The sequence below is a fragment of the Pseudarthrobacter sp. lyk4-40-TYG-27 genome (assembly GCF_030209295.1).
In the GTDB taxonomy this organism is placed as follows: Bacteria; Actinomycetota; Actinomycetes; order Actinomycetales; family Micrococcaceae; genus Arthrobacter.
In genome coordinates this window covers 188764-208463 of sequence record NZ_JARVSH010000004.1, presented here as the reverse complement: position 1 = coordinate 208463, position 19700 = coordinate 188764, and the positions used below count along the sequence as shown (strand labels likewise).

The window sequence follows — 19700 nt, the reverse complement described above, 5'->3', positions numbered from 1 at the left end:
TGTGGGCAACCTCTCGCCGATGCCGGGGCTGGCATAGACTGCGAACGGACTGTCGGAGGGCCTGGCATGGACCGGGCGGTGCGGAAGGACGGCTGTGGAGGCTTCGCGGGGACTTGAGATCGAGAAGAAGTACGACGTCGACGACGACGCCGTGGTGCCGGCGCTGGAACAAGCCGCCGGAGTGGCCCGGACCGGGAAACCCCACACCGACCTCCTCGACGCGGTGTACTTCGACAGCCCCGCCCACGACCTGGCGGCCCGCCGGATCACCCTGCGGCGCCGCACCGGCGGCACCGACGCAGGGTGGCACCTGAAGCTCCCGCCCACCGCCGCCGCCACCGCTGAAGGTCCCGCGCCGCGGACGGAGCTGCACGCGCCCCTTGGCCGTCCCGACGCCGTGCCGGACAGCCTGCTGGCCCACCTTCACGCCTACCTGCGGGGATCCGTTCCGGTGCCGGTGGTCCGGCTGGAAACCCGCCGCACCACCTACCCCCTGTACGGTGACGACGGCGTGCACCTCGCCGACCTCGCCGACGACCACGTCACCACCGAGCGGCTGGCCGGCCGGGACAAGGGAACCAGCGCGCACGGGCAGTGGCGCGAGTGGGAGGTGGAACTGGTCCACGGCGGGCCCGCCCTCTTCGGGCCGGTGGAAGAACTCCTGACCGCCGCCGGCGCCCGGCCGGCCGGGCACGCCTCGAAGCTGGCGCGCGCCCTGGGCGCCGGCAAGGCAGCCGCGAAACGCTCCAACGGTGCCGCCCCCGACGACGATGCGAACGGCAGTGACGCCGGAAGCAGCCCCGCCCTGCTGGCAGGCAAGCGCGCCCCGGCAGCCGCCGTCGTCACCGTCTTTGTGGCGTCGCAGATCGACGAGATCCTCGCTATCGACGCCGCCGTCCGGTTGGAGGAGCCGGAAGCGGTGCACACCATGCGCTCCTCCGCCCGCCGCATCAGATCGGTCCTGGCAGCGTACGGCAAGCTGTATAGGGCATCGCCGGTGCGCCGGCTCCGGGGCGAGCTGAAGTGGCTGGGCCGGCTGCTCGGCGAACCGCGCGACGCCGAAGTCCTGGGCGCGCAGCTCCGCAGCCAGCTGGCCGACCTTCCGCCGGGGGAGGGCCTCGCGGCCGCCACGGCAGCGGTTGACCACCGGACAGGTGAAAATTTCGACGCCGCCTACCGCCTCCTGCAGGAAGCGCTCGGCTCGGCCCGCTACTTCCGGCTCCTGGACAACCTCGAGGATTTCCGCGACAACCCGCCGGTGCGCGCCGACGCCGTCACCTCCGGCCGCAAGGCGGCAGCGAAAGCCGTGGACAAGGGCGCCAGGAAGTTGAAGCGCTCGCACAAGGCTGCCACGCGCGCCCGCCGCGGCACGGACCAGGAACTTGCCCTGCACCGCGTACGCAAAGACGCCAAGCGGCTGCGCTACGTGGCGGAATCAGCCGCCCTGGTCCGCGGCAAGCGCGCCGCCAAGGTGGCCAAGGCCGCCCGCCGGCAGCAAAAGATCCTGGGCAGCTTCCAGGACGCCGTGGTGGCCAGGGAACTGCTGACGGCCCTTGCCGGTGACGGCAGTGACCCGGCCACCGCGGCCGTCTACACCGAGCTGCTCAGCCAGCAGGATGCGATCATGCTCGCCGCACACGCCAAATATCTGAAGGCCCGGAAGAAATCCCGAGACCTTTTCCGCCGCGGCATCATCTAGGGCGGGTTATTTGCCCTGTCGCGCCGACAACCGCGCCACGGCCAGGGCCAGCCACAATTGCACCCGGTCCGCGGTGACGGCGGGGTCGTAGCCGGTCAGCTCGGTGATCTGGGCCAGCCGGTACCGCACCGTGTTGCGGTGCAGGGTCAGCTCTTCCGCCACCGCGGCCACCGAGCCATTGTTGTTCAGGTAGCTCTCCAGCGTGGTCATCAGCTCCGAGCCGTGCGCCGCATCGAAGGCGCGCAGCGGGTTCAGCGACTCATGCGCCATATCCGCCAGCGGCACGTCCTCGCTGGCCAGCAGCAGCGACGTCAGGCTCAGCCGCTCGGGTTCATTGACAGGCAGGCCGTGGCTTGCGGCGTCCCGCGCCTCGAAGTAGCTCCAGCGCAGGCCATTGGGCTTGGTGTACGCCCCGCCGATGCCGATCGTGGCGTGGATCCCGGCCTCGGCGAGGTGGTCGCTCAGCTTCCGTGCCAGCGCCGGCGCCGCCCCGCCGTCGTCATTGACCACCAGCACCAGGTCCTTGCCCACCACGGCGGCAACGGCCTTTTCGAGGTCCAGCGGCACCGAGGTGCTTCCCAGGGCCTTGCCATGGGCGGCGGACACCGCCAGCAGCACCACGTTCTTGCGGGTGCTGTTCACGCCCACGCCGGCCAGGCGGCGCTGCGCCTCGCTGGTCTCCAGCGCGCCATGGATCACGTCCTCCAGCACCTGGCCGCAGAGCGCCCGCTGGGCCTGGCGCTGCTTGACCATGTTGTTCAGCTCCACGCTGATCAGGTTCTGCGCATACCCGATGATGCCTGTGTCCTCGAACGGCTGGCGGACCCACAGCGTGCAGGCATCCCTCCGGCCGGTGGGCACGGGGTAGCTGGACCAGGCATCCGCGGACGGACTGGACGTGCTGCTGTTGTACAGCTGCGCGGCGAACTGGGTCAGGGCAACATCCGTGCGCAGCATGCCGCCCAAATTCTTCAACAACTCGGCCAGGCCCCCGCCGGTCAAAAGTGCCCGGGCCAGCACCTGGTGTCCGGCGATCAGCCGCTCAAGCTTGGCGTAGTGGTCTGCCGACTGGGCGTCCGCCACCAGCTTGGTAATGGCGATGAACGGAGTCTCGTACGGCACCTCCACCACAGGGAGGCCCCACCGGTTCGCCTCCGCCAGCAAGGCCGGCGGCACTGCCTCGTGCGTCAGGCCCACCCCGAATCCGATGCCCACGGCGCCGGCCCGCTGCACCTGGCGGACAAAACGTCGCTGTTCGGGGGCGGACCGCAGCCGCAGGCCGGTGGTGAGGACCAGCTCCCCGCCGTTGAGGAACCGCTGGGGATCCTCAAGCTCGGTGACGGCCACCCAGTTGATGTCCTGGTTCCAGGTAGTCTCCGCCACGCCCGCCTTGGACAGCTTCAGGGACGTCACGCCCACCAGGGCAGCGAGGGAAATGGCCATGAAGCAAGGATAAACGTGAGCTGGGCAACCGCACTAAACCTATTCCGTAAGGGTGTGCAGGTGGCTATTCACCGCGGTGGGGCCCTGGCATAGGCTCAATGCAGTTCCATCCATCCGTCCCGGCCTCCGCCCGGGCGCCGATGGCTCCTACGAAAGAGGTTGCACACCGTGGTCCAGACCTTGCAAAACTTCATCAACGGCACGTTCGTCACGCCGGCCGGCACCGCCCTGCTGGATGTGGTCAACCCCGCCAACGGCGAAGTGGTGGCACACGCCCCCGTTTCCGTGCAGGCCGACGTCGACGCCGCGATGGCTGCCGCGAAGGACGCATTCCGGACCTGGAAGCACGTCACCCCCGGCCAGCGCCAGCTGATGCTGCTCAAGCTCGCCGACGCCATCGAGGCCAACAGCGACGAACTCGTCGAGGCACAGCACCGCAACACCGGCCAGGTGCGCTCCCTGATCGCCTCCGAGGAAATCGCCGCCGGCGCAGACCAGCTCCGCTTCTTCGCCGGTGCCGCCCGCATCCTGGAAGGCAAATCCGCCGGCGAGTACTTCGAGGGCCACACCTCCTACGTCCGCCGCGAACCCATCGGCGTGGTGGCCCAGGTGGCGCCGTGGAACTACCCGTTCCTGATGGCCATCTGGAAGATCGGCCCCGCCCTGGCCGCCGGCAACACCGTGGTCCTCAAGCCCTCAGACACCACGCCGGAGTCCACCCTGGTGCTGGCCCGCCTCGCCGGAGAGATTTTCCCCGCCGGTGTCCTCAACGTTGTCCTGGGCACCGGCGAAACCGGGGCCATGATGGTGGAGCACAAGGTCCCCGGCCTGGTGTCCATCACCGGCTCCGTGCGCGCCGGGATTGCCGTCGCTTCCGGTGCCGCCAAGGGGCTCAAGCGCGCGCACTTGGAGCTGGGCGGGAAGGCTCCGGCCATCGTGTTCAAGGACGCGGACATCAAGAAGAGCGCCGCGGCCATCGCCGAGTTTGCGTTCTTCAACGCGGGCCAGGACTGCACCGCCATCACCAGGGTCCTGGTGGAGGAGTCAGTGCACGACGACGTCGTGGCAGCCATGGTGGAGCACACCAAGACCCTGCACACGGGCTCGCAGAACGACGAGGACAACTACTTCGGCCCGCTGAACAACATCAACCACTTCAATGCGGTCACCTCCGTGGTGGAGAACCTGCCTGAGAACTGCCGGATCGAAACCGGCGGCCACCGGGCGGGGGAGAAGGGCTTCTTCTTCGAACCCACCATCATCACCGGCGCCAAGCAGACCGACGACGTAGTGCAGAAGGAAACCTTCGGCCCGGTCATTACCGTGCAGAAATTCAGCACCGAAGCCGAAGCCGTGGAACTGGCCAACGACGTCGAATACGCCCTGGCCTCCAGCGTCTGGACCACCAACCACGGTACCGCCATGCGGCTGAGCCGGGACCTGGACTTCGGTGCCGTCTGGATCAACACCCACATCCTGCTCACCGCCGAAATGCCCCACGGCGGCTTCAAGCAGTCCGGCTACGGCAAGGACCTCTCCATGTACGGCGTGGAGGACTACACCCGCATCAAGCACGTCATGTCCGCCCTCGACGCCTGACCAGTTTCCGCGGGTTGGGCTCTCCGAGAACCGCGGTTTCGGCAAGCCCAACCACCAGCACAGAAAGAACCCCAATGACCACCACCGCATCAGACATCACCTACCGGCTCGAGCAGAAGCGCAACGTCCAGGCCGACTTCCCGGGCCCCAAGTCCGTGGCATTGACCGAGCGCCGCAAGTCCGTGGTGGCTGCCGGCGTCGCCTCCAGCGTCCCGGTCTACGTTGCAGACGCCGACGGCGGCATCATCCATGACGTCGACGGCAACTCCTTCATCGACCTCGGCTCTGGCATCGCCGTGACCAGCGTGGGTGCCTCCGACCCCGCCGTCGTCGGTGCCGTCAAGGAAGCGGTGGAGCACTTCACCCACACCTGCTTCATGGTCACCCCGTACGAAGGCTACGTCGCGGTCGCCGAGCAGCTGAACCGCCTCACCCCGGGTGACCACGAAAAGCGCACCGTCCTCTTCAACTCCGGCGCCGAGGCCGTGGAGAACGCCGTCAAGGTGGCCCGCCTGGCAACCGGGCGGGACGCCGTCGTCGCCTTCGACCACGCCTACCACGGCCGCACCAACCTGACCATGGCGCTGACCGCCAAGGCCATGCCGTACAAGACCAACTTCGGCCCGTTCGCCCCTGAGGTCTACCGGATGCCCATGAGCTACCCGTACCGCGAGGAGAACCCCTCCATCACCGGTGCCGAGGCCGCCAAGCGCGCCATCACCATGATCGAAAAGCAGATCGGCGGGGACCAGGTTGCCGCGATCATCATCGAACCCATCCAGGGCGAGGGCGGCTTCATCGTCCCGGCCGAAGGCTTCCTGCCGGCGCTGGCCGCCTGGGCCAAGGACAAGGGCATCGTCTTCATCGCGGACGAGGTCCAGTCCGGTTTCTGCCGCACCGGTGAATGGTTCGCCGTGAATCACGAGGGCGTCGTCCCGGACATCATCACCATGGCCAAGGGCATCGCCGGCGGCATGCCGCTGTCCGCGATCACCGGCCGCGCCGACCTCCTCGACGCCGTCCACCCCGGCGGCCTGGGCGGCACCTACGGCGGCAACCCCGTGGCGTGCGCCGCGGCGCTGGCGTCCATCGGGTCCATGGAGGAATACGACCTCAACGGCCGTGCCCGCCACATCGAGGAACTCGCACTGGGCCGGCTCCGCGACCTGCAGTCCGACCTGGCTGCTGCCGGAACCGCCGTCATCGGCGACGTCCGTGGCCGCGGTGCCATGCTCGCCGTCGAGCTCGTCCAGGCCGGTTCCACGGAACCCAACCCAGAGCTGACCAAGGCCGTGGCCGCCGCCTGCCTCAAGGAAGGCGTCATCATCCTCACCTGTGGCACCTACGGAAACGTCATCCGCCTGCTGCCCCCGCTGGTCATCACCGACGAGCTGCTCAACGACGGGCTGGATGTCCTGGCCGCGGCGATCAAGGCCAACGCCTAACCGGAACGACTCCCTCCGGCAACGCAAAGAAGGTGGGCTCCCCAATGGGGAGCCCACCTTCTTTGTGCCCGGGCAGCCTTTTCAGGCTGCGGCGCGGAGCGCGGCCCTTCGGACCAGCGAGTTCCGGCGTGCCGTCCGCAGCATGTCCACCGTGAGCAGCAGCAGGGCCAGCCACACCACTCCAAACCCGATCCAACGCTCCACGGTCATGGCCTCCCGGAAGACCAGCAGGGCCACCAGGAACTGCAGCACCGGCGCGAAGTATTGCAGCAAGCCGATGGTGGTCATCGGCAGCCGCCGGGCGGAGGCGCCGAAGAAGAGCAGCGGAACCGCGGTGATGACGCCGGAGGCCAGCAGCAGCCAGAAGTGCCCCGCCCCCTGCGTGGTCAGCGTGGCGGTGCCGCCGGCGGCCAGGACAACCATCGCCACAGCGGCCAGCGGGGCCAGGACCATGGTTTCCACGCTGAGGCTGGTAATGGCGTCCACCCTGGAGCCCACCCGGTTCTTGACGAACCCGTACAGTCCGAAGCTGAATGCCAGTGTCAGGGCGATCCAGGGAAGTTTTCCGTACGAGTAGGTCAGCACGCCCACGGCGATGAAGCCGACGCCGACGGCGGCCCACTGGAGCGGCCGGAGGCGTTCCTTTAGCACGAACACGCCCAGCAAAACGGAAACGAGCGGGTTGATGAAGTAGCCCAGCGAGGTTTCCACTGCCTGCCCGGTGGTCACGCCGTAGGTGTAGGTCAACCAGTTGATCGCGATCAGGAACGCCGCCAACGCGAGCGGAGCGAACACCCGCCGATCCCTCACCGCGGCCGCAAGCACGCTCCAGGTCCGGGTCACCGTGATCAGGAGGGCGCAGAACAACAGCGACCACAGCACGCGGTTGGCCACGATTTCGACGGCGCCGGCTGGCATGAGGATGAAGAAGTACAGGGGGAGCAGCCCCCACAAAACGTACGCGCCGATGCCGAAGAGCATGCCCGCCGTCGTGTCCTTTGCAACGGCCTTGGGGCCCGTGGTGGCCGCGGGCTTCTGCCCTGGGGCCGGGGACGTGGTGAGTGGGGCGGCGTGGGACGTTCGTTCTGGAATGGGCACGATGTCCATAACAGCAGTCCCGGGACAGGTATTCCACCCCGAACACGGGCAAACCGCAAAACAATCAGTAGGCTTTCTTTTATGACATCCGCTAACCGGCCATCCGGCGCCCGATGAGACTCCGGCGCAGCAACGCCTCCGGCCGCGGCTACCGCAGGGTGGCTGCAGGAACAGGCTTCAGTTACCGGGACCTTGACGGTTCCACCCTGCCGCCCGGACCCGTGCGGGACCGGCTGGAAAGCATCGGCATTCCCCCTGCGTGGACCGACGTCTGGATCGCCCCGTTCGAGAACGGCCACATCCAGGCCACCGGCCTGGACGCAGTGGGGCGGCGCCAGTACATCTACCATCCTGAGTGGCGCGAGCGGAAGGACCGGGTGAAGTTCGACCGGTCCCTGCAGCTGGCCGAATCGCTGCCCGTGGCCCGGCGCCGGGTCACCATGGACCTGCGAAGCGAGGGTTTCAGCCGTGAACGCGTCCTGGCGGCAGCCTTCCGGATGCTTGACAGCGGATCCCTGCGGGTCGGCTCCGAGCGCTACACCAACGAAAACGGCAGCCGCGGCCTGGCCACGCTGCTGTGTGCCCACGTCCGGGTGCGCAAAGACAGGATCCTGCTGAGCTTTCCGGCCAAGAGCGGCAAGGACTGGGAATCGGAAATCCGCGATCCCGACCTCGCCGACCTTTTGCGCCTGCTTAAGCGGCGCGGGTCCAACGCGCGGCTCCTCGCCTACAAGGAGGGCCGCACCTGGCGGCCCGTGACCAGCGCGGACATCAACGCCTACGTCAAGGAGCGGACCGGGTCCGACTTCACGGCCAAGGACTTCCGGACCTTGCGGGGAACGGCTGCCGCAGCGGCCAGCCTGGCACGCACCGGCGCCCTGCGCACGGCCGCCAAGCGGAAGCGCGCCATCAGCCGGGCCATGGTGGAGGCCGCGGAGACCCTGGGAAACACCCCCTCGATCGCCCGCAAGAGCTACGTGGACCCCCGCGTGGTGGACCACTACCATGACGGCGAAACCATAGATCCGAAGCGGCTGGACTCCGCCGAAGCCGAACTCCGGGCACTCCTGTACCGGGAAGGCCAGGTGGTGCCCCTGGCCGCCAACTAGAATGGGGCCTTGTGCGTTGCACCATGCAGCGCATGAATCATGAGCAGGACCAGTTCAGAAGGGCTCCCGGTGACCAATCACAGCGAATCCGCCGCCAACCGTCCGCTCCGCGTCGCCATCATCGGCGCGGGACCGGCAGGAGTCTATGCTGCGGACATCCTCACCAAGTCCAGCGGCGTCAAGGACGGCGACTTCCAGGTCAGCATCGACCTCTTCGAGGCTTACCCGGCACCGTACGGGCTGATCCGGTATGGCGTGGCCCCGGACCATCCCCGGATCAAAGGCATCGTCAACGCCCTGCACAAGGTCCTGGACCGCGGCGACATCCGGTTCCTGGGCAACGTGACCTACGGCCGCGACCTCACCCTGCACGATTTCCGCGCTTTCTACGACGCCGTGATCTTTTCCACCGGCGCGGTCAAGGACGCGGACCTGGACATCCCGGGTATCAACCTCCGTGGTTCCTTTGGCGGAGCGGACTTCGTGTCCTGGTACGACGGGCATCCGGACGTTCCGCGCGAATGGCCCCTGGACGCCAAGGAGATCGCGGTCATCGGCAACGGCAATGTGGCCCTGGACGTGGCCCGCATGCTGGTCAAGCACCCGGAAGAACTGCTCAGTACCGAAATCCCGGACAACGTCTACCAGGGCCTGAAGGCATCTCCCGTTACTGATGTCCACGTCTTCGGCCGCCGCGGGCCCGCCCAGGTCAAGTTCACCCCGCTGGAGTTGCGGGAGCTCAGCCACATGGACGACGTCGACATCGTGCTCTACCCGGAGGATTTCGAATTCGACGACGCCTCGGACGAGGCCATCCGCAGCAACAACCAGATCAAGACCATGGTGAACACCCTTACCAACTGGCTGGTGGAAGAGCACGCCGAAGCCGAGAACCCGTCCTCCCGCAGGCTGCACCTGCACTTCCTGCACAGCCCGGTTGAAGTGCTCGACGACGGCACGGGCAAGGTGGGCGGCATCAAGTTCGAGCGGATGCAGCTGGACGGGACCGGAAACGCCAAGGGCACGGGGGAGTATGTCGAATACCCCGTCCAGGCCGTATACCGCGCCATCGGCTACCACGGCTCAGCGCTTGACGAATTGGAGTATGACGCCAAGCGCGGAGTCATTCCGAACGAGGGCGGCCGTGTCCTGGACGCCGAGGGCAAGCCGGTCCCCGGAATCTACACCACCGGCTGGATCAAGCGCGGCCCCGTCGGCCTGATCGGGCACACCAAGGGCGATGCCCTGGAGACCATCGGGTTCCTGCTGGAGGACCGGTTGAACCTCCCGGCGGCCCGCAACCCGGATCCGCAGGCCATTATCGACCTCCTGGAGGAGCGCGGCGTCGAATACACCACGTGGGAGGGCTGGAACAAGCTCGACGCCCACGAGGCCGGCCTCGGCGCTGCCTGGACCGGGCCCGAAGGGCTGGACCACGTGGTGCGCGAACGCATCAAGGTGGTCCCGCGCGAGGAAATGATCCGCATCTCCCGCGGCTGAGCCTCCGGCCGGCGGGGTTAGAATAGCCGCCACACCCCTGCGCTTTCCGGGAGTTCGATGACGAACCTGATCCAGCCTGAACCGCGCCAGCGTGCCGCGCTGGCCGGACACGAGCGCCTGGACCATGCGTTCGCTGACGCCACCCCTGAAATACCCGGTTTGCGCGCCCTGATCCGCGAATCCTGGCTGCGGTCCGCCCGTTTCAAAGCGAACCCGGACAACGCCGCCGCGCCCCTGGCGTTCGACTGGGATGAACTGGAGGACTACCGCCGCCGGCACCCCTTGGCCGCGATCATGCCGGTCATCAACAAACTGCTGGTGCAACCCAGCCACGACAGCGGGCTCCTGGTGGCCGTCGGGGACGAAGTGGGCAGGCTCCTCTGGGTGGACGGCGATCCCGCGCTCCAGCGCCGGGCTGAAGGCATGATGTTCGTCGCCGGCGCCAACTGGTCCGAAGCGAGCGTGGGCACCAGCGCACCCGGAACGGCACTCGCCCTGGGCAGGGGAATCCAGATCTCCGGCGCAGAGCACTACCAGCGCGCCGTCCACCCCTGGAGCTGCACCGCCGTTCCGTTCCACGACCCCGACTCGGGAGCTGTCCTCGGCGTCGTGGACATCACCGGGACGGCTACCGCGGTGGCGCCGCACACCTTGTCGCTGGTCGAAGCAACGGTAGCGGCCGCGCAGGCGCAGCTGCGGGTGGAGCGCCTGCAGCACGCGGCAGAACTGGCAAGGAAACCCGTCCGACGCCGGAGCCCGGCTGCGGCGGACGGGCAGGGGCGCGGTGCCACGGAAGGCAGCCTCTACCGGAACAGCCTGCAGCTGCTGGGCCGAGACCAGGCGCTGCTCAGCCTCGGGGGAAAGACGGTTGCCTTGTCCGCCCGGCACAGTGAAATCCTTGCCCTGCTGGGGATGAATCCGGATGGGCTCACCGCCGAGGAACTCAGTTCTTTGCTGTACCCGGGGGAGGGCTCCACCATGACGCTCCGGGCCGAGATGGTGCGCCTGCGCAAAGTGATCCAGCAGCTCAGCCCTGAGGCCGTCCCCGGCTCGCGTCCCTACCGGCTCCCGGTGGACATCGTGGCCGATACCGGCCAGGTCCTCAGCTGCCTGCAGCGCGGAGCCCACCGGGTGGCGCTGGAGATCTACCGGGGAGCGGTGCTGCCCCGCTCGGAGGCGCCTGGCATCGTCGAGCTGCGGAGCAGGGTGTCGTCCCTGCTCCGTGAGGCCGTCCTGACGGACGGCAGCGCCGAGTCCCTGCTCAAGTTTGCCGCGCTTCCCGAGGCAACTGACGACGTCGGCATCCGCCGTGCCGCGCTCCGCCTCCTGCCGCCGCGCTCACCCAAGCGGGCCGCCGTCGTCGCTGATCTTGAGCGGCTGGAAACCGAACTGCGCGCCTGAAACCCGGCCTGCCCGGTGGCTGAGCTTGTCGGAACCGGGTTCCGGCAAGCGCACCCACCGTTGCAACCTGGCTGCAACCTCCCGGCTCCTACGCTGTAGGCAACGGCGGGCCCCGAGCGGGCCGGCCTCCTGCACAGCAAAGGAGCTAAGCAATGACCGTTTACGCGCAGCCAGGAACCGACGGTTCGAAGCTCACCTTCAAGGACCGGTACGAGAACTGGATTGGTGGCGAATGGGTGGCCCCGGTGAAGGGCCAGTACTTCGAAAACATCACCCCGGTCACGGGCAAGGCCTTCTGCGAGGTGGCCCGCGGCACCGCCGAAGACATCGAGCTGGCGCTGGACGCGGCCCACAAAGCCGCACCGTCCTGGGGCAAGACCTCCGTGGCGGAACGGGCCGCCATCCTGAACAAGATCGCGGACCGCATCGACGAAAACCTCGAGATGCTCGCCGTCGCCGAAACCTGGGACAACGGCAAGCCGGTCCGCGAAACCCTCAACGCAGACCTTCCGCTGGCCTCGGACCACTTCCGGTACTTCGCCTCGGCCGTCCGGGCCCAGGAAGGCAGCCTGTCCCAGCTGGACGACAACACCACCGCCTACCACTTCCACGAACCGCTCGGCGTGGTGGGCCAGATCATCCCCTGGAACTTCCCCATCCTGATGGCCGTCTGGAAGCTGGCCCCGGCGCTCGCCGCCGGCAACACCGTGGTGCTCAAGCCCGCCGAGCAAACACCGAGCTCCATCCTGGTCCTGATGGAACTTATCGGCGACCTCCTGCCCGCCGGCGTGATCAACGTGGTCAACGGCTTCGGCGTGGAGGCCGGCAAGCCGCTGGCTTCCAGCTCCCGAATCCGCAAGATCGCCTTCACCGGTGAAACCACCACCGGGCGGCTCATCAGCCAGTACGCCAGCCAGAACCTGATCCCCGTCACCCTGGAACTGGGCGGCAAGAGCCCCAACATCTTCTTCAACGACGTTGCCCAGGAGGACGACGCCTTCTACGACAAGGCGCAGGAGGGCTTCGCCCTGTTCGCCTTCAACCAAGGCGAGGTCTGCACCTGCCCGTCCCGCGCCCTGGTCCAGGAAGACATCTACGAGTCCTTCATGGCCGACGCCGTGGCGCGGGTGGAGAAGATGATCCAGGGCAACCCGCTGGACACCGAGACCCAGGTGGGTGCCCAGGCCTCCAACGACCAGCTGGAGAAGATCCTCTCCTACATCGACATCGGAAAGCAGGAAGGCGCCAAGATCCTGACCGGCGGCGCCCGTGCCGAACTGCCGGGCGACCTGGCAGGCGGCTTCTACGTCGAGCCCACCGTGTTCGAGGGGCACAACAGGATGCGGATCTTCCAGGAGGAGATCTTCGGGCCCGTCGTGGCCGTGACAAAGTTCAGCGACTACAACGACGCCATGGGCATCGCCAACGACACCCTCTACGGCCTGGGCGCCGGCGTCTGGTCCCGCAACGGCAACGTGGCCTACCGTGCCGGACGGGAAATCCAGGCCGGCCGCGTCTGGGTCAACAACTACCACGCCTATCCGGCCGGTGCCGCCTTCGGCGGGTACAAGTCCTCCGGCATCGGCCGCGAGAACCACGCCATGATGCTGGACCACTACCAGCAGACCAAGAACCTGCTGGTCAGCTACGACGAGAACAAGCTGGGCTTCTTCTAAACCATCGCTACCTCCGCTACAACGACGCAAGGATTTCGCCAATGACGACGACAATGCAAGCAGCAGTAGTAACCGAATTCGGCACCGACCTGTCTGTCCAGGACATCGACGTTCCGGTGCCCGGGCCGGGGCAGGCGCTGATCAAGGTGCTCACCACCGGCGTGTGCCACACCGACCTCCACGCCGCGGAGGGCGACTGGCCGGTGAAGCCCACACCGCCGTTCGTTCCCGGCCACGAAGGGGTCGGCGAGGTGGTGGGCCTGGGCGAGGGCGTCACCGATCTCGCCCTCGGCGACCTCGTGGGCAACGCCTGGCTGTGGTCCGCCTGCGGCGACTGCCAGTACTGCCGCACCGGCTGGGAAACACTGTGCGAGTCGCAGCAGAACGGCGGCTACAGCGTGGACGGCTCTTTCGGGGAGTACATGCTCGTGGACTCGCGCTTCGCGGCCCGCATACCGGCGGGATCCGACCCCGTCGAGGTGGCGCCGGTGCTCTGCGCCGGCGTCACCGTCTACAAAGGCCTGAAGATGACCGAGGCGACGCCGGGCCAGTGGGTCACCATCTCCGGCATCGGTGGCCTGGGCCATATCGCCGTCCAATACGCAGTGGCCATGGGCCTGCGCGTCGCCGCGGTGGATATCGCCGACGACAAACTTGCCCTGGCAAGGACCCACGGCGCCGAAGTGACAGTCAACGCCTTGCATGAGGACCCAGCGGAAGTGATCCAACGTGAAACGGCAGGCTGCCATGGAGTCCTGGTTACTGCGGTGCACCCGTCAGCGTTCGGGCAGGCGATCGGCATGGCCCGCCGTGGTGGCACCATCGTGTTCAACGGGCTGCCGCCGGGGGACTTTCCGGCGCCGATTTTCGACATTGTGCTCAAGGGGTTGACGGTTCGCGGCTCGATCGTCGGCACCCGGCAGGACCTGGCGGAAGCCCTGGATTTCTACGCCCGGGGGAAGATCCACCCCACGGTCTCCGTGCGGGAGCTTTCCGAGGTCAACGCCGTGTTCGACGAGATGAAGCACGCCAAGATCGACGGCCGCGTGGTGCTGAAGTTCTGATGCACGTTCATGGGCTTGAGGCCGCCGTGACGCTGCCCGGGGAAGACTTCTCCCGGGTGGCGCTCACGCCCGCGGCCGTGGACCTCCTGCGGATGCTCTGGGAGCGGCACGGTCCGCTCATGTTCCACCAGTCCGGCGGCTGCTGTGACGGTTCCTCGCCGATGTGCTACCCGGCAGGGGATTTCATCACCGGGGATTCAGACGTCCTGCTGGGGCTTTTCGACCTGTCGGACGGAGTGCAGCCCCTGCCCCTGGAGTTCTGGATGTCCCGGGAACAGTTCAATTACTGGAGCCACACGCATCTGACTGTCGACGTTGTTCCGGGCCGGGGAAGCGGGTTTTCCGTCGAAGCGCCCGAGGGCAAGCGCTTCCTGATCCGCTCAACCCTGATGGACTGGCCCGTCTAGGAAGTTCGGCCAACATGCTCCGGGGCTCTCCATCAGGAGGGCCCCGGATGCATTCGCGGAATAAAGTTCGGGCTTTTGGTCGTCTCACTATTCGGGACAATTGGGACCGTCCAGTGGATGGACACTATCGTTGATAGGTCTGTTTCCATCACATACCAGGATTGTGACCCCCAATGAATCTTCTGCGGACAAAATCCATCGAGCAATCGATCGCTGACGCCGATGAACCCGGACGCAAGCTCAAGCGCTCCCTCAGCACCTGGGACCTCATGATCATGGGCGTCGCCGTTGCAGTGGGCGCCGGCATCTTTTCCGTTGGCGCCAAGGCTGCCGCGAACTTCGCCGGCCCCGCCGTCACGCTGTCCTTCGCCATCGCCGCCGTCACCTGCGCGCTGGCCATCATGTGCTACGCCGAGTTCGCCACCGCCATCCCCGTGGCCGGTTCAGCCTATGTCTTCACGTATGCCACCATGGGCGAACTCCTCGCCTGGATCATCGGCTGGAACCTGATCCTGGAGTTGTTCACCGCCGCCGCCGTGATCGCCAAATACTGGGGCATCTACCTCAGCAAGGTTTTCGCGCTCACCGGGGCCGATATCCCGCCCGCCATCTCCCTGGGCGGCGTGGACCTCTACTGGGGTGCCTTCCTGATCGTGGCCATCTTCACCGTGCTGCTGGTCCTGGGCACCAAGCTCTCGGCCCGGGTTGGCAACATTTTCACCCTGATCAAGATCGGCGTGGTGCTCTTCGTGATCGTGGTGGGCTTCACCTACGTCAAGGTCGAAAACTACACGCCGTTCATTCCCGCGGCGGAGCCCACCGCCGGCACCGGCGGCGCGGATGTGCTGAAGCAGTCCTTCTTCGGTTTCCTGACCGGTGCCGCCCCGGCCCAGTACGGCACCCTGGGCATCTTTGCCGGCGCCGCCCTGGTGTTCTTCGCCTTCATCGGGTTCGACGTGGTCGCAACGTCGGCCGAAGAAGTGAAGAACCCGCAAAAGACCCTTCCCCGTGGCATCTTCGGCGGCCTGGCCCTGGTCACGCTGCTGTACATCCTGGTGTCACTGGCGCTGACCGGCATGGTGTCCTACACCCAGTTGGCCGAGGCCAAGAGCCCCACCCTCACCACCGCCTTCGAGGCGGTCGGTGACACGTCGGCCGCCAAGGTCATCGCCTTCGGGTCCCTGGTGGGCCTGACCACCGTGATCATGGTGCTCCTCATGGGGCTGTCCCGCGTGGTGCTCGCCATGAGCCGCGACGGTCTGCTGCCCCGGGCCCTGTCCAAGACCAGCGAGAAGCGTTCGACGCCGGCGCGCCTCCAGATTATCTGCGGCGCCGCGGTAGCCCTCGTTGCCGGCCTTACCAACGTGGACCTGCTGGAGGAAATGATCAACATCGGTACGCTCTCCGCGTTCGTGGTGGTGAGCCTGGGAATCCTGGTGCTCCGCAAGAAGCGCCCGGACCTGAAGCCGGCATTCCGTGTCCCGTTCGGCAAGGTGCTGCCGGTTGTCTCCGCCGTCCTTTGCTTGTACCTCATGACCAACCTCGCCGTGGAGACCTGGATCTTCTTTGCCTTCTGGCTGGTCATTGGCCTGGCCATCTACTTCGCCTACGGCCAGCGCCACTCGCGGCTCAACGAGCGCTTCGCTGAAGCCAACGCGTCCGTCAACAGCCGTCCTGCCACCGCAGACGCACCGGATGCGTCGGATGACGAGGACGAGCTGTCCCGGACCTGAGGTCCCTTCCCCCGCAAGAACTGCCCGCCCGGCCCCCAGCCGGGCGGGCAGTGGCGTTTCCGGCTCCTAGGATGGAGGTATGGCACGTCCCTCCCGTTCAGAACGCAAAACTGAACTGCTCGCTGCCATCCTTGACTACCTGATGGACAAGACCCTGGCCGAGCTGAGCTTCCGGAGCCTGGCCGAGGGCCTGGGGATCAGTTCCTACACGCTGGTGTACCACTTCGGCAGCCGGGAACAATTGATCAACGACATCGTGGTGTCCATCGAGTCGCGCCTGGACCGGATGCGCAACACCGATGTCCGCGATATTGACCGGGACGCGTGGCGGGCATTCCTGCTCGACTCGTGGCAGTGGACCATGGCCCAGCGGAACCGGCACTTGACCCGGCTCGAATTCGAGGCCACAGCGCAGGACGTTGTGGCTGCGACGCCCCGGGGCACCGCGCAGGAGCATTTCCGCCTGCTGCACCACAAGACCCGGGACTGGCTGATGGTCCAGGGCATTCCCGAAGAGTACGCGGACACCGATGCCAGGCTCTTCACGTCCACCTTCTACGGCCTGCAGTTCGATTTCGTGGTGATGAACCAGCCCGATGCCGCCACCAAGGCCTTCGAACTCATGCTGGCCGTGTTCTTCAACAACCTCGAGACGCGCCTCGAAGCCGCAGCACAGCACCCAGCAGCACAGCACCCCGCAGGACCACAGGCCGGAGGACGTCAGGGGGCTGCGTAGCGGCCCACCCACTCCACCAGCGGACGGAGTTTCCGCCACCGTTCCGCGATCTCCGCCTTGGCGTCCGGTGTGGAAACCCACTCCGGCTGGCCTACCTCGACCCCGGCGGACAGCGATTTGTGCTTGAGCAGCTCGGCGCGGGGGTGGTCTTTGGCGAAACCCCGCGGGACGGTCTTCAGTTTCTCGCCCTCGATGGCAAACCCTGCCCCGGCCACGGCATCCACGATGTCCTGCAGGGCGGACCCGCTGGCGGAAGCATCGGCGGCCGACCGGAAACGGGCCAGCTGGGCAGGGGTGTGGGAATGGTAGCCGCCGCCGATCAACAGTCCGTCCGCATTGACTTGGAGGTAGAAACCGACGCCTTCCTGCCGTGCTGCGAATGCTCCCTGGGCGGTCTTGTACGGCGATTTGTCCAGCGAAAAGCGGATGTCCCGGTTGGGACGGAACAGCTTGGCGGGGCCAAACTCGGGCTCCAGCTCGGCGAGCAGGGCGGTGAGCGGCCGCTTCACCGCCTCCTCATATGTCGCCTTGTGTTCCTGCCACCAGTCGCGGTTGTTGTTCTCTTCCAGCTGCGCGTAGAAGCCAAAGGCCTCCGGGGGAATGCCTGCGAAAGTACTCATGTAGGGAGCCTAGGGCTGCCTGCCGCAACCGACCAGATCCCGGAAGCCGTATGTGCAAAAACAACAGCCGGACAGCAGAACACCCCGTTCCCGGCAGCCCGGGAACGGGGTGTTCTGTGGCCCGCGGGCCTGAAGGCGGTGCTAGCCCACCTTGTTGGCGGACTCTGCCTGGGAGGTCGGAGCCGAGGGTGCGTCGGCTGCGCCGAGGTTGGCGCGCAGCTTGGCGCCCAGCTCGGCGTCGACGTTGGTCCAGTACTGGATGGCCCGTTCCTTGATGTCGGCGCTCTTGACGCCGCCCACTGCACCGGAGATCGTCTCCAGGAAGCGGGCCTTGGCGGCCTCGTCGTAGACCTCGCGGTACAGCGCGCCGGCCTGGACGAAGTCGCTGTCCTCCGCGTGGAGGGAGTGCGCGGCGAGGGTCAGTTCGCCGTCGTTCTCCCAGCCGCCGGCCGGGTTCTGCGGCTCAACCGCAGCGGGGCCGCCCACGGAGTTCGGTGCATAGACCGGAACCGACGGGGCGTTGAACAGGTAGCGTCCGGCGCCGTCCTGGCTGTAGTTGTTGACCTGGTTCTTGGGCTGGTTCACCGGGATCTGGGCGTGGTTGGTGCCCACGCGGTAGCGGTGCGCATCGGCGTAGGAGAAGATGCGGGCCTGCAGCATCTTGTCCGGCGAGGCGGCAATGCCGGGGACGAAGTTCGACGGCGCAAACGTGGCCTGCTCGATCTGCGCGAAGTAGTTCTCCGGGTTGCGGTTCAGCTCCATGGTGCCAACCTTGATCAGCGGGTAGTCGCTGTGCGGCCACACCTTGGTCAGGTCGAACGGGTTGAAGCGGTAGGTCTTGGCGTCCTCGTACGGCATCACCTGGACGTGCAGGTCCCAGGAGGGGAAGTTGCCGGCGGCGATGTTCTCGGACAGGTCGCGGATGTAGAAGTCCGCGTCGGAACCGGCCAGCTGCTCAGCCTGCTCGCTGGTCATGGAGTTCACGCCCTGGTTGGACTTGAAGTGGTACTTGACCCAGAAGCGCTCGCCTGCGGCGTTGATCCACTGGTAGGTGTGCGAGCCGTAGCCCTGCATCTCGCGCCAGGAGGCGGGCAGGCCGCGGTCGCCCATGAGCCAGGTGACCTGGTGTGCGGACTCGGGGGACAGGGTCCAGAAGTCCCACTGCATGTCGGCGTCACGCAGGTGCGTGCCCGGGAGGCGCTTCTGCGAGTGGATGAAGTCCGGGAACTTGATGCCGTCGCGGATGAAGAAGACGGGGGTGTTGTTGCCCACGAGGTCGTAGTTGCCCTCGGTGGTGTAGAACTTCACGGCAAAACCGCGGGGATCGCGCCAGGTGTCCGGGGAACCGTTCTCGCCGGCGACGGAGGAGAAGCGGATCAGCATCTCGGTCTCGGCGCCCGGCTGCAGGAACGCGGCCTTGGTGTACTTGGAGATGTCCTCAGTGGCCTTGAACGTGCCGAAGGCGCCGCCGCCCTTGGCGTGCACTACGCGCTCCGGAACCCGTTCGCGGTTGAACTGGGCAAGCTTTTCGATGAGGTAGTGGTCGGTCAGGATGATGGCACCGTCGGCACCAACTGACTTCGAGTGAGCGTCGGACGTAACCGGCGCACCTGACTGGGTTGTGGAAACGGCAGTCATTGTTCTCCTATTTCTCTTTTTCTTGCGAGGGACTGTGGGGAGGAAGTTGCTGGGCCCGCTGGCAGTCCTGGCAGATGCCCTGGTACATGACGTCCGCGATCTGGATGGTCATGGGCTTGGCGTCAGGGTTCCAGTGGGGCGTGAGGCACGGGGCATGGCCGACGGCGCAGTCCACGTCCTCCACCCGCCCGCAGCCGATGCAGATGGCGTGGTGGTGGTTGTCGCCCACGCGCGTCTCGTACAGGGCGGGGGAGTGCGGGGGCTCGAAGCGGCGCAGCATGTGCAGGTCCGTCAGGTCGCCCAGGACCACGTAGACAGACTGGGCCGTCAGCTCGGGCAGTTCGGCCCGGGCGGCGGCCAGGATGCTTTCGGCAGGTGAATGCGGGTGGCGTTCGACGGCGGCCAGCACGGCGAGCCGCTGCTTGGTCACCCTGCGGCCGTGGGCGCGCAGGGCCGCAGCCCAAGCGTCCTGGCCGTCAAAGTGCTCCGTCATGGCTCCATTCAAACACTTATTTTGAATTTATCGCAATAA

At 66.8% G+C, this 19700-nt stretch carries 16 protein-coding genes; 11 read left to right on the top strand and 5 right to left on the bottom strand.

All coding sequences use genetic code 11. From position 1 onward, the window contains the following. Positions 1–94 precede the first annotated feature (94 nt). Positions 95–1699, top strand: coding sequence for a CYTH and CHAD domain-containing protein (locus tag QRM96_RS08610; RefSeq protein WP_285319230.1), 1605 nt, complete (start codon positions 95–97; stop codon positions 1697–1699). A 6-nt stretch (positions 1700–1705) separates the two neighbouring features. On the opposite strand, the gene QRM96_RS08605 is transcribed toward QRM96_RS08610, so the two are convergent. Beyond that, a complete protein-coding gene (locus QRM96_RS08605; protein WP_018760558.1) occupies positions 1706–3142 on the bottom strand; it encodes a PucR family transcriptional regulator in 1437 nt (478 codons plus the stop codon). Between the two features lie 168 nt (positions 3143–3310). Between QRM96_RS08605 and QRM96_RS08600 the strand changes: the two genes are divergently transcribed. Both QRM96_RS08600 and gabT read left to right on the top strand, forming a co-directional pair. Further along, positions 3311–4741, top strand: coding sequence for an aminobutyraldehyde dehydrogenase (locus tag QRM96_RS08600; protein ID WP_109044309.1), 1431 nt, complete (start codon positions 3311–3313; stop codon positions 4739–4741). A gap of 74 nt (positions 4742–4815) precedes the next feature. Then, positions 4816–6186: a 4-aminobutyrate--2-oxoglutarate transaminase gene (gene gabT, locus QRM96_RS08595; protein ID WP_018760556.1), complete on the top strand. Its 1371-nt coding sequence runs from the start codon at positions 4816–4818 to the stop codon at positions 6184–6186. 81 nt (positions 6187–6267) lie between these two features. Here the strand turns inward: gabT and rarD are convergent, their stop codons facing one another. Next, positions 6268–7293, bottom strand: coding sequence for an EamA family transporter RarD (gene rarD / locus QRM96_RS08590; RefSeq protein ID WP_109044310.1), 1026 nt, complete (start codon positions 7291–7293; stop codon positions 6268–6270). A gap of 104 nt (positions 7294–7397) precedes the next feature. On the opposite strand from rarD, the gene QRM96_RS08585 reads away from it, so the two are divergent. The 8 genes from QRM96_RS08585 to QRM96_RS08550 all read left to right on the top strand — a co-directional run bounded on the left by QRM96_RS08585 (position 7398) and on the right by QRM96_RS08550 (position 16910). After that, the gene (locus QRM96_RS08585) at positions 7398–8393 is read left to right on the top strand and encodes a DNA topoisomerase IB (protein ID WP_018760554.1); all 996 of its coding nucleotides are present in this window, start codon (positions 7398–7400) and stop codon (positions 8391–8393) included. A 39-nt stretch (positions 8394–8432) separates the two neighbouring features. Continuing rightward, positions 8433–9893 (top strand): FAD-dependent oxidoreductase, encoded by a 1461-nt coding sequence (locus tag QRM96_RS08580; protein WP_502934882.1) that lies wholly within the window; start codon positions 8433–8435, stop codon positions 9891–9893. Positions 9894–9950: 57 nt separating this feature from the next. Beyond that, on the top strand, positions 9951–11294 hold the full coding sequence (locus QRM96_RS08575) for a GAF domain-containing protein (protein WP_285319226.1): 1344 nt from the start codon (positions 9951–9953) through the stop codon (positions 11292–11294). 152 nt (positions 11295–11446) lie between these two features. After that, entirely contained in the window at positions 11447–12970 is a 1524-nt protein-coding gene (exaC, locus tag QRM96_RS08570; RefSeq protein WP_285319224.1) for an acetaldehyde dehydrogenase ExaC, read from the top strand. A 41-nt stretch (positions 12971–13011) separates the two neighbouring features. Next, positions 13012–14034 (top strand): alcohol dehydrogenase AdhP, encoded by a 1023-nt coding sequence (gene adhP / locus QRM96_RS08565; RefSeq protein ID WP_285319223.1) that lies wholly within the window; start codon positions 13012–13014, stop codon positions 14032–14034. Continuing rightward, positions 14034–14441, top strand: coding sequence for a DUF779 domain-containing protein (locus tag QRM96_RS08560; protein ID WP_285248567.1), 408 nt, complete (start codon positions 14034–14036; stop codon positions 14439–14441). The genes adhP and QRM96_RS08560 overlap by 1 nt, the downstream gene beginning before the upstream one ends. A 173-nt stretch (positions 14442–14614) precedes the next feature. After that, a complete protein-coding gene (locus QRM96_RS08555) occupies positions 14615–16174 on the top strand; it encodes an amino acid permease (RefSeq protein ID WP_285319221.1) in 1560 nt (519 codons plus the stop codon). A 79-nt stretch (positions 16175–16253) separates the two neighbouring features. Continuing rightward, positions 16254–16910: a TetR/AcrR family transcriptional regulator gene (locus QRM96_RS08550; RefSeq protein WP_285319220.1), complete on the top strand. Its 657-nt coding sequence runs from the start codon at positions 16254–16256 to the stop codon at positions 16908–16910. Here QRM96_RS08550 and QRM96_RS08545 read toward each other — a convergent pair. From QRM96_RS08545 to QRM96_RS08535, 3 genes are all read right to left on the bottom strand, one after another. Beyond that, positions 16895–17530, bottom strand: coding sequence for a DUF2461 domain-containing protein (locus QRM96_RS08545; protein WP_285319218.1), 636 nt, complete (start codon positions 17528–17530; stop codon positions 16895–16897). The genes QRM96_RS08550 and QRM96_RS08545 overlap by 16 nt on opposite strands. A 141-nt stretch (positions 17531–17671) precedes the next feature. Then, entirely contained in the window at positions 17672–19168 is a 1497-nt protein-coding gene (locus QRM96_RS08540; RefSeq protein ID WP_285319216.1) for a catalase, read from the bottom strand. Between the two features lie 7 nt (positions 19169–19175). Then, positions 19176–19661: a Fur family transcriptional regulator gene (locus QRM96_RS08535; RefSeq protein ID WP_285319214.1), complete on the bottom strand. Its 486-nt coding sequence runs from the start codon at positions 19659–19661 to the stop codon at positions 19176–19178. Positions 19662–19700: the final 39 nt, after the last annotated feature.